The sequence below is a fragment of the Flavobacterium sp. W22_SRS_FK3 genome (assembly GCF_052113665.1).
Taxonomy (GTDB): Bacteria; Bacteroidota; Bacteroidia; order Flavobacteriales; family Flavobacteriaceae; genus Flavobacterium.
Genome location: NZ_JBGQOF010000032.1, coordinates 22,873 through 34,091 on the forward strand (window position 1 = coordinate 22,873; position 11,219 = coordinate 34,091).

10 protein-coding genes are annotated in these 11,219 nt (G+C 32.1%); all 10 read right to left on the minus strand.

The genetic code is table 11. The annotated features are described in order from the left end of the window. Nucleotides 1-50: 50 nt before the first annotated feature. The 10 genes from thiL to ACEN2I_RS18965 all read right to left on the minus strand — a co-directional run bounded on the left by thiL (nt 51) and on the right by ACEN2I_RS18965 (nt 11,009). Nucleotides 51-1,097 carry a thiamine-phosphate kinase gene (gene thiL / locus ACEN2I_RS18920; RefSeq protein WP_441767656.1) on the minus strand — a complete coding sequence of 349 codons (1,047 nt, stop codon included), beginning with the start codon at nt 1,095-1,097 and terminating at the stop codon, nt 51-53. A 777-nt stretch (nt 1,098-1,874) separates the two neighbouring features. Then, nucleotides 1,875-4,598, minus strand: coding sequence for a DEAD/DEAH box helicase family protein (locus ACEN2I_RS18925; protein WP_441767657.1), 2,724 nt, complete (start codon nt 4,596-4,598; stop codon nt 1,875-1,877). A gap of 33 nt (nt 4,599-4,631) precedes the next feature. Then, nucleotides 4,632-5,375, minus strand: coding sequence for a DUF4184 family protein (locus ACEN2I_RS18930; RefSeq protein WP_441767658.1), 744 nt, complete (start codon nt 5,373-5,375; stop codon nt 4,632-4,634). A 39-nt stretch (nt 5,376-5,414) separates the two neighbouring features. Continuing rightward, the gene (locus ACEN2I_RS18935) at nt 5,415-6,038 is read right to left on the minus strand and encodes a hypothetical protein (protein WP_441767659.1); all 624 of its coding nucleotides are present in this window, start codon (nt 6,036-6,038) and stop codon (nt 5,415-5,417) included. A gap of 251 nt (nt 6,039-6,289) precedes the next feature. Next, on the minus strand, nt 6,290-7,210 hold the full coding sequence (locus tag ACEN2I_RS18940) for a hypothetical protein (RefSeq protein ID WP_441767660.1): 921 nt from the start codon (nt 7,208-7,210) through the stop codon (nt 6,290-6,292). A 140-nt stretch (nt 7,211-7,350) separates the two neighbouring features. Next, nucleotides 7,351-8,049: a DUF6090 family protein gene (locus ACEN2I_RS18945; RefSeq protein ID WP_441767661.1), complete on the minus strand. Its 699-nt coding sequence runs from the start codon at nt 8,047-8,049 to the stop codon at nt 7,351-7,353. Nucleotides 8,050-8,090: 41 nt separating this feature from the next. Then, nucleotides 8,091-8,936 (minus strand): DUF5694 domain-containing protein, encoded by an 846-nt coding sequence (locus ACEN2I_RS18950; protein WP_441767662.1) that lies wholly within the window; start codon nt 8,934-8,936, stop codon nt 8,091-8,093. A gap of 708 nt (nt 8,937-9,644) precedes the next feature. Next, complete coding sequence (locus tag ACEN2I_RS18955) at nt 9,645-10,076, minus strand: RDD family protein (protein WP_441767663.1); 432 nt, start codon at nt 10,074-10,076, stop codon at nt 9,645-9,647. Then, nucleotides 10,066-10,248, minus strand: coding sequence for a hypothetical protein (locus ACEN2I_RS18960; RefSeq protein ID WP_441767664.1), 183 nt, complete (start codon nt 10,246-10,248; stop codon nt 10,066-10,068). The genes ACEN2I_RS18955 and ACEN2I_RS18960 overlap by 11 nt, the downstream gene beginning before the upstream one ends. A gap of 425 nt (nt 10,249-10,673) precedes the next feature. Further along, nucleotides 10,674-11,009, minus strand: coding sequence for a hypothetical protein (locus ACEN2I_RS18965; RefSeq protein WP_441767665.1), 336 nt, complete (start codon nt 11,007-11,009; stop codon nt 10,674-10,676). Nucleotides 11,010-11,219 lie beyond the last annotated feature (210 nt).

An 11,219-nucleotide genomic window follows, 5' to 3' on the forward strand; every position in this document is an offset into this window, starting at 1 on the left:
CTAATAATCATGTTATTGGAATTTGGAATTTTTTATTTGGAGTTTAATAATTATTCACTCAAAGCATCCCACCCTCTTGCCTTTAAGGCAATTTTGGTATTAGCACGGGTTACCAGATGTATTCCTTCACTTTCATCGGCCATGTGACCAATGATAGAAAAGTTTGGATTTCCTTTTATTTTATCGAAGTCGTTAATGTCAATTGTAAATAATAGTTCATAATCTTCTCCGCCGTTAATGGCAACTGTTGTGCTGTCAATATTAAACTCTTCGCAACTCGAAATAAACTGTGGATCCAGCGGCAGTTTATCTTCATATAAATTACAGCCCACTTTTGACTGTTTGCACAAATGAATAATCTCAGAAGATAATCCGTCTGAAATATCGATCATCGAAGTTGGTTTTATTTCAAGGGCATGCAATAAGGTACGGACATCTTTTCGAGCCTCAGGTTTCAATTGACGCTCAATTAAATAGGTATAAAGATCTAAATCTGGCTGATTGTTCGGATTTACCTGAAAAACCTGTTTTTCGCGTTCCAATACCTGCAATCCCATATAAGCAGCACCAATATCGCCGGTAACAACTAACAAATCGGTTTGCTTAGCCCCGTTTCTGTACACGATTTCATCTGCGTCTGCTTCACCAATTGCTGTAATGCTAATAATTAAGCCTTTTTGCGACGAGGTGGTGTCTCCGCCAATAACATCTACTTTGTACTCGTTTGCAGCATGTGTAATTCCCTCAAATAGTTCTTCTAAGGCTTCCAGAGGAAAACGATTAGAAACGGCTACAGAAACCGTAATTTGCGTTGGTTTGGCGTTCATAGCGCAAATGTCTGATACATTTACAACTACTGACTTGTAACCTAAATGTTTTAGTGGCATGTAAGCCAAATCAAAATGTACGCCTTCAATCAATAAATCGGTTGAAACCACTACTTTTTTGTCTTTGAAATCAAGAACTGCCGCATCATCGCCGATACTTTTCAAGGTTGATTCCTGCTTAACATCAAAATTTTTGGTTAAATGTTCTATTAAGCCAAACTCGCCTAATTGCGCTATACTGGTACGTTGTGGGTTTTTATCTTCAATCATTTTGTCTCTTTATTGCTTATTTCGGTTTTTACCAATACTACAAAGGTACGAAGTTGATGATTTAATAACTATAAACGGAGTTCGATTATTAATTTGAAGCGGGAAGATTTGGCTTTTTTAGAAAATCCGTTCCGTTTTTATTTCAAAAAAATCCAAATAAATAAGTTATTTTAAATTAATTTAATTCTCAATTTGTTGTGGATGCTGGTGTGTGGAAATGCAATTATATTTATGATTCGTTACATTTAGTTTTAATTTTAATAAACAGTTTCTTAACTCTTTTTCCATTGTTCATTATTTGGTTATTGCCACAATTCCACCAGCCATAAGTTATTAACTCAAGGTCAAAAAAATCGAACTGTCTTCGGCAGTTTTTCTTATTTTTTAGAATATTATTTTCCAATCCAAACTGTCTAATTCTTTTTTCTAAAATTTGATTAATTTTAGTTTTCCCATTTTCACATAGAGTCTGTGTTTTTAAATACAAATCACCTTTCTTCAGAATTAAAAAACGAAATATAAATTGATTTATCGGTATAACTATTTATATCTGTTTTGATTCCGTCTTAACTTCCTCTAGTAAAAAGTGAATCATAACCATGAGATTCAATCTCATCTCCCGATGACATTACATAAAATTTATTCTCATTGCTTGAGCTCCTGTGGTCGTCAAGTTATGAAAACAAGTTTTTTTGTCGAACGACAATACAATAAAAAATAGCAATTACACAAAATTCACAAATTGCAAGAGACATGTCTGGGGTTTATGTTGTCTTATCATCTCCATTTGATTACGTGTTCCACTTTTTCGTTAAATTGTGCTGCTAAAGATTTTACTCTTGACTTCAAAAGTAGTTTTCTTCCGTCAATTGTCCTTGTGAAAATAAGGTCGCAAGAGCCAACAAGTCTTTCCCATTGGTTCTTAAAATATTCTGCTAATTTCTTGTTTCGTCCGATTATTTCCGGAACTGAATGATAATCTTTCTGTTTAATGAAAATCATAAACTTGTTCTTTCTAATAATCACATATCTTGGATTATCAATTGGTGCAATTACTTCTTGAAGTGCGTTTATAAAAGTTGATTTATCGAAAGTTGTACCACCTTTTAAATGGCAGAAGACAGCACCCCAATTGTCTATAGATGTTTCTACTTTCAATTTTGAATAGTCCGATTTAATTGCTTCTGCTTTAATTAATGAGTTCAAAAGAGCGTCACCAATTTGTTGAATATCTTTTGAAATGTCACGATATTTAAAGTAAAGCCGAAGTGTTTTGTATGCGAGTCTTCCGAAAACAGCTACACCTATTGTTCCAACAATAGCAAGAAAAACATACAAGTCCTGAATTGATTTTATATTTTTTGAGGCTCTTCCAAGTCCTTGTAAACTCTCTAAACCAAAACCAACTAGTCCTGAACTCAAAGTTGCCAAAAGATTACAAATTGTCTTGTTCAAATACATTGACTTAACAGCTTTATATTCCTTTTTTTCAGGGAATGGAATTTTTATTTCTTCAACCAGGGCAACACCTGTTTCAAGTGCGGACTCCCATCTTTTTTTTAGACTTTCTCTGTCACCTGCATAATAAAACATTTCGTCATTTTTTTTCTCTGCTTCTTTTTTTTGTTGAATGTTTTCAGGCAGGTTTAAGCGTGCCATTCCGTTTTCAATTCCGGGTTCTTCTTTGAATGAAACGCCTACAAAACTTCTAAATCGTCTTTTTAGTAAATCAAAATCGTCTCCACCTGTTGGCGAAGTCTGGTCAATTGTTACTAAGTGCCAAATGTTTCCTGTCTTATCTTTATTTCCGTTTTGTGTTCTTATTGCTCTGCCACGCATTTGATTAGACAAAACAAATGATCCAACGAAACTTGCCAATATTAAAGAGTTGATTGCAGGTGCATCCCAACCTTCACCAAGTAAAGATTTTGTGCCTATCAAAACTTCAATTTCTCCACACTGAAAAATATGAGTTACAATATGAATGACGTCATTTTTGATTTGTTGATTTTGATGAATTAAAATGTAATTGGTGTCATAGGGAACGACTGATGAGTTGATTTGAGTAATACCGTGTTTGTTGGCTTTCGCTTCAAATACAGGATAAGTTGATTTTGGAATAATAATCATCGAACCTGTCAATACTCCAATTTTTTTATTGTTTGTATTTTCTCTTCTTAGTTTCTCGAAAATTGGAATTATTCCGATTTTATTTAGCTCAATGTTATTTTCTTGTGAATTTATGAAAAACTCTTTGCGAATGAAGTCAGAAAGTATAACCATTCGCAAATTGTTGCCTAATTGTTTGTATTCAAAATCAACAATTTCCTTAATTCCATTTAGTTTACTGATGCTTGATGTAAGGAAACCTGTAACTCGTTTATTGTGAGTAAAGTTGATTTGTCTTTTCTCAATTAATCCAAATCTACTAAGTCTGTTTGCAAGGTTTTTTTTATGTTCTTCAAATTCTTTAAAATATTCCTTTTCTTTATAGAGATAGAAGTCCAAAATCGTTTCTAACCATTTATGGTCAAGTGTAGGGATTTTAAGTTTTTCATCTCCGATAACTTCAAGATGGGTTTTGGGAATTTCCATTCCATTAGCATTAAGAAAAATTAAACAAGCGGAATAAAAAGAAAGATTGTTATAAATCCAATCTAACTGCGCAGAAGGGTTTAACCAGAAAGGATGATTTTCTATTGCTTTTTTGATTGTTTCGTCTTGCTTTATTTCTTGAAACAATTTTTCGATGTTTTGTCGAAACTCAATTATACTTTCATTTTCTTTTTCAGTTGGCAAGGTGAAATGTACATAGTCTTGATGTGGACATAAATCTCCTTCAATCACTAATTCAGGAACAGAAATTTCTGTGTCAACAGTTCCGTTTAAGTCAATATAACGATGCCACTTATTTGCAGATACATCATAAGGGGGAGTAGCGGTTAAGCCAACTATAATTGGGTCTAATTTTTCTTTAACCTTTGTCAAGGTATGCCACCATTCATTTTTTAAATGATGTGCTTCGTCAACAACAATAGTCTTAATGTTTTGTGATTTTAATCTGCTTATAATGTTGTCAAGGTTAGGATTCGTTGTTTTGTCGTTTCCATTTTCTTCAGTTTCCTCTTCTTCTTCGTCACTTTCTTCTTTAATTTTTAAGTTGTTGCAAGCTGCGTGAAGACCTTGATAAGTTACGACCGTCATAAACTTTGGATTTCTAATGTCTCTTGAAATCCAATCTGGCGTTAAGTTAGTTTGAAGAAAAAGTTCACAAAATCGTTGTATCCATTGATTTCGTATTGCGATTGTGGGAGCAAGAATTAGTGTAGGCTTATTTAGTCTTATGGCAACTTCAAGCCCTAAAATTGTCTTACCAGAACCTGGAGGAGCAATTATATGTAAACTTCCATTTGATAAATGTTCCTGTAACTCGTCAAGCACACGTTGTTGGTATTTTCTCCAACAGTATTTAAATTTTATGTCTTTAGGATATTCTGTCAACTCTTATTTTTCTTTTTAAACTTACGACCAATTTCACTTGTAGTAAGTTTTACTGGCTGTTATTCTTGTTTCTAATGAGGTTAAAATTAGTGAAATTATTCCAGCCGAAATTATTGTAACGATTACATTTCCGTGTTGATTAATTTCAAGTCCACTTAAAATTTTGATTAAAATAATTGCCAAAGTCAGCCCTGTAAAAATTGCCCAGTATTTCAAGTTTATTTTTTTATTCACGCTACTGTCCGTAGACAGTTTATAAAAAGCAAGAGCAACTACAAAACCACCTATTAACGTACTGGAATGTTGTAAAATTTTAAAAAGAGGGATTTGTTCTCCAAAAATGTTAATAGTATTTGTTAAGCCCGGAATTGCTTCAACGAAGTAGCCGTGATTGTGTGTAAAGCTGTCCCAAAACAGGTGTGAAGCCGTACCAATTAAAATTGAAATTATCACTATTGACCAATTTTTGTAGAAGAAGTGATTCCAGTCAAATTGTTTAAATGTGGAAAACCTTGACTTTAAAGAAGTCGGCAAATTGTCAAATAAACTGTTGCGGACTATATTGTGAAAAGTAAAGGTGAGTAGTAAACTTAATGGTAAGTCGAACCAAATTATACCATCTAAAGTGTGGCTGTAATTACTCTTAATTCTCATTCTTAAAAAATATTCAAAGTCAGGTGTTAAACTTCCGATTACAAGTCCTGTCAACGAAAACCATTTGCGGGGCAAATATGTCAACGGTAATATTATTGCGGGATGTGTAAATGTAAAAGGCATTCTTTTTCTTATTTTTAGTTTGATTGTCTACGGTTATAATTAGCTGTTAGAATATGCCTTTTTTTCGTTTATTATTTTTCTAAATGTAAAAACTATCATTAAAATATAGACAATTATAGGCAAATAGTATTTCTTAACTATTTCTATGATTTTTAGAGATTTTGTTTTTGATTCTCTTTCGTCGAGAAAGAATGTGCTATATTTTGTCCCGCAAATGAATGTTTTAATTTTCTTTTTCGGTTCTCTTGGATTAGCAAACCAAATATCATTTTTATATGGTAAATAGAATTTGGCTTTTTTACTTTCTAATATATCAAGAACTCTAACAAAAGTCCAATATTCTGATTTTGTTTCAAAGTGAAATTTTATACCGTTTATAGAATCTTTAGACAATATAAGTTTCTTAATTTCCTTTTCAGCAATATTGAGTTTTGCTTCGTCAGAGCTTATATTTCCTGTTAGAGTTACAGTACTAAATTTTTTAGTGTTTAAAAAGTTTGTTATTTCTGGTTCAAAATCTTTTCCGTTCCAAGTTTGTAATTCTAATGAACCATAATTTGTAAAAGCATTATTGGTTTTTAAATATAGTATACAAAAAAGGGGAAGTAATATTATACTAATTAAACCTGCTGAATAATATATTTTTGTTCTTCGTTTCCGCATTTTTTTGAAGCTATCCGTCAACGTTCTGGTAATAAAGCATGTTTAGAATTAAATTAAGACATATCTTCGGATTTAACAAATTGTACCAGTTACAATAAGCTTTCTATTAAGTATATTGCCCAAATCTATCATTGTAATTGTTGGATATAATTTTTATTACTTATATCAAAATAATTCTAATTTTCCAATCATTTACACGATCTAAAACTTCCACGCAGATGGTGATGAAATTAGACTAGTTTTTTTATATATTACAAACCTAAATTAGGCAACACAAAAGATTTAGCATTGGGATGCAATCTTATCCATAATCCTGGATTTGTATTTAATTGCAATAACGCTTCCCCTTTATTTGAACTCAGGTGTGTATTAAGCACGTTTGCATAAGTCTGGATTTTAGCAGGAGCAGAGTCGGCATCTACTACAGACTGAACGATCTTTTTGGCTTGTAGTATCGCAGCTGGGCCTAATGTGAGAATATACTCAGCAGATCGACATTCTTTTTCATCACTTTCATTCACAAGGCTTCCTCCAGCTTTAAACTTGCTAATGTGGTGCTCCAAAATACTGCTGGATATTGGGATTAGCCCCGCAATATGATGAGGCTGCACCCCAGAGAAAGGTTTAATGTAGGCAAGGTGTGATGCCTGATTTTCTTCTGGACCATGACCAATAAAAAATATATCCAAACCACCTAATTCTTCCAATTTAGTCAAATACTCTATAAGCGCGGACTCTAGATCTTTTGTATCTGTTCGCATTGGTGTAAAGCTTTTTATTTTTTTGAAAAAGGCATCACCTAAAATACGCTCAAAATCCCTAACAAAACTAAAACCATTATTCATGCTCAAAGGTGCAAGTGCATCCTGAGTAAACACATTCAGTCTGGCTAGCAGCTCATCCTGTTCCGTTGCCTTAGCTAATTCTCCCAACAAACGATGTAATTCCTGAGCGCCTCTCCCACCAAGAAGGGCAATATTAATATCACCTTCTTTTGATGACGCAATGCTGTAAAGCTCATTCAACATTGCCTGGCCAACGGCAGCTTCACTACTAAGGACAGTGGGTGTAATCCCATAATCTGTAAAATTAAATTCTTCCTCGCTCTTTTGAGACAACCAAACATTATTGTTGTCTTCATATCTTGTGAATTGTGATTTATTTAAATTCATTATAATTCCCTATTCATTAAATTATGGGGCTTTTTTCGGCTTTTCTTACACGAATTAAAGCAGTTATTAATATTATGAAATGTTTTGTTTTAAGCACTTTGTTTCAAGCTGGGCGGTTTTACTTTCGCTTTATATTCATTCTATTCCTTGTCAATTTCTGTTATAATTTCTTTTGCTTGCTTAATAGCGTCTTCATAAGACTTTTGCTTGTCTTTGGTGAAATTATCAATACCTGATAAAACAATCTTTGTCTTCTGTTTTAGTATAGTTGTATTTATATCTTCATCTTCTTTTCCATTAATTAATAAATCTGCATATCTTGACATCAGTTTTTCGTATGATTTTTCGACAAACGCTATCTCTGGAATAGTTTGCTGATAATAGCTCAAAATGGTATTTCTTATATTTTGATTTTCTATGGTATTTATTTTTCCACTAGATTTAAAACCTTCATATCGTCCATTATTTACTACTGTATTAATGAAATTTGTACCCGATTGAATTTGTTGATGATTCGCTTTAAGACTATCAATTTTTTTTGATGTAAGATGTAAAGCAAATGATATTTGTTGTTGTGTTTTATGAAATGTTTCTTTTGTCTCTTCTAGGTTTGCAATGTCTTTTTGTAAATCTTCTTTTAACCCACTTAAAAATGTTTGTGCATCTTTATGCTGATGTCTTTCTTCGCTCCAAGAATGTAACCATATTGAAAGTGTAACGGCAAATACAATAATTAAAATTTCAGTAAGTACTTCTTTGACTTTTTCTTTAAATGAATGTTCTTTATTACCCATAGCAGAATGTATTTTTTTTGAATGTTTTATTATTTCGTCTTGCATATTTTAGTTTTGTAATTTTAACTCTAGTTCTTGGTGGCAGTTTATTTTAGTACGCTATTTAATTCAATGATTTCAAAGTCGTCATTATTTTGTAGTAGATGTTTTAATATAGGAATATGACCTTGTCCAAAAATTAAAATAACATATTTGTCCGAATGTTCAACTTGATTGATAATATTTGAATAAATAGCAAGATTTCTTAAATACCAATCTGATACAGTTTCCGCTCCTGCAAAATTTTTACCAGCCCCAATCTTTGCCATAAATTTTAGATAAATTGATAAATTTCTCTTTAATTCTTCGGGTTTATTGATGTATTTTAAAACTTGGGTTATGGTGCCATTTTTTAACTGATTATCATAATCACTTATCAATGCATTTGCCGTGGTTCCTAAATCTTTAAGCAAATAAAGTTGGTTGTTTTGCTGTGCGGTCACAGCCATTAAGCTATCGCGCATTCCGTAGAATTTGTCTATACAGTTAACATGATTTAATTTTAATTTTTTAGCTAACCTAAAGCCAATTTGTTCTCTTTCTGAAACGGTAAGTTTATATTGATTTTTTAAATATAAAAAATACAAACTATCGCAGGAACGTTGGTTTTCAATTGGTCGCTCAATCATTACTTTAGTCGCTTTTGTTTGAGACAGAACATTAGTTAAATCTTCTAATTCATTTTGTCGCTTAACATTAAAAAAATCGTCTACTTTTAGTTCAAAATGATCTGTATGTGGAGTTTCAAAATGTACAGTCCCAAGTAATAAAATTTTAGTTTTTTGCTTAGATTCTTGTCCAAAAGTTGATGTTACTACAAAAAGCGTAATTAAAAATACAGGAATTGTTTTAATGAAAGTCATATTTTTGTTCTCGTTATGCCCAATTGACATTAAATGGTTATTAGTTATTTGTGTCGTTAGAAAGTGTGCCCTAAACCAGTCTGTGAAAAAACTTAAGTTCAGCTAAAACAAATATAGGAAAATACGTTTATGAAAACAGGATTTTTCGTATTTTTAAGAATGTAGCATACCTAAGGAATTTACCGTCATCAAATGCATTTTTCAGGTTTAGAGATATTATAAATGTTGATATTCAGGTACGTTTTGTCGATGATTTTGCGTCGACTTTATTTATCTAAGCTTCGTTTTACTGTTCAAACACTTAAAAAAAGAGGGGCGTTCAGGTTAATAAGAGTCAAGTATTCTAAAAATTTATTTATACGGATATCTGAATGGTTTAAGAATCAACGGCAGGTTTCCGAAAAAAGCAGAAAGAAAACCTTTCTTGCACAAATGGCACTGTTGCAAAAAGGAAATTTACATCGCATCGCCGTTTTTGGCAAGCGCGATCCAACTTCGTGGTATCTTGACCGTGGCGAAAACTCTATTGATTGTGAAAAACTGATTTAACGGGTAAGGTGATTTATGCTATAAAGTGATGAAAAACAATAAAAAAAAGCATACCATAGCCTTTTGAAATTCTTATAACTCATTTATCGAAAAACCCATAGTTGCGGAATCGCTGCGGTTCCGTTCAACACGAGTTTCATTGTTCGTGCTACGCACGCAACGAAACTCTTGCTGTTATAAGTAGTTTTTTTATACGTTATTATTTTCTGTCACAATTGTTTTAGCCCAAATATCGCCTAAACGTTGGTTTATTTCAGTGTTTTTTATTGTTATAATTCCTATTAATCCAAACATAAACATATCAATAGGGTCAAGTAAATGTCTTTTTAATAATTGAATAAAGGTGAGTTCTCCATTATTGTTAATTAAAGATTTTGGTTTCAATCCCATAATTGAATTTCCTAATGTGGCTTCGAACAAAACTTCAAGTAGAACTGTAAAAACAAACCAAAATAAAACGGGAACTAATGCTAAAAGTCCGTCAACAGTGTAACCTCCTTCGTCATTTGGATGTCCAAAGCAATAGACAAAGCAATAGAAAAAAGTACAAATTATTGAATAGTCAATTAATCCAGCCAAAAAACGTTTTCCAAGATTTGTTTTTGAGGTTTTAATTTTCATTTAATTTTTTAGATTTTATGATTAATTCGATTGACTCTTTATCGACACTTAAAAAAGTTAGAATTTTTTCGGCTATAACTTTGTCAGACAACATTGATTTCTCAAATTCTGTAAATATAACACAATTATAAAGTTTTTTATTTACAGTCATACCACCTAAATTTCCAGCCAATTTATTTTTTTTTAATAATCTCTTTATCAGTTATTTATTTGGTTTTTTGAACAAAATAACTACTAACGACAGTATTTGAAAAAACCTCCGTTTGTATTACCTCAAATATAACAAAAAGTTGTGCTAAAATAGCAGTCTTTGACCAGCGTGGTCCAACTGCTTGGTATCATGACGGTAGCCAAAATCCCAATCCTTGTAAAATCTAACTTTATGGATAAGGAACTTATGCCAAAAAGTGAAGGAAAACACGAAAAAACCAAGCAGAAACTACTTCCAAAAAAAAGAGGCACAATAGCCTCTTGCAATTCTTATAAATTATTTATCGAAAAACCCATAGTTGCGGAATCTCAGCGGTTCCGTTCAACACGAGTTTCATTGTTCGTGCTACGCACGCAACGAAACTCTTGCTGTTAGCGATAGTAACTTTACACATTGTTATGTTCATTATAGTAATCTAAAGGAAAACTATTTCCAAAAATCCAATATGATATCTCATTAATTTTCAATAATAAAACTTCGTATTCGCTTTTGGAATATAACTTTCTATTCAGTTTAATTACATAATCACTTATGTAACTATTAATCTCTGCCACGCTGTTTTCTTGTGCCAATTTCCCTAATAAAGTTTCAGTAAAGTTTTTGTAAGTATCAATTAGAATATTTCGACGCTCTGATATAATATTTTGTACATCATAATCAGAAAAGTGATAGTTCTGATTGACTATTTTGTTCAAAGCATTTATTATATCTTGATTTTTCATATTTCTGGTTATTATCGCTAACGTTCTCGCGCCTTGCGCCGTTTGCGACTTACAAAGACGAGTATTTTCGGCTAAACGAAAATACGATTAAAAAACGATAATTCCACTAAATTCGCAAATGGCGCAAGACGTGTGTTGAACTAAACCTTCGGTAGCACTTATTGAGATTTTGTACCTTACGAATATAACTAAAAATTATAATTATGGTCA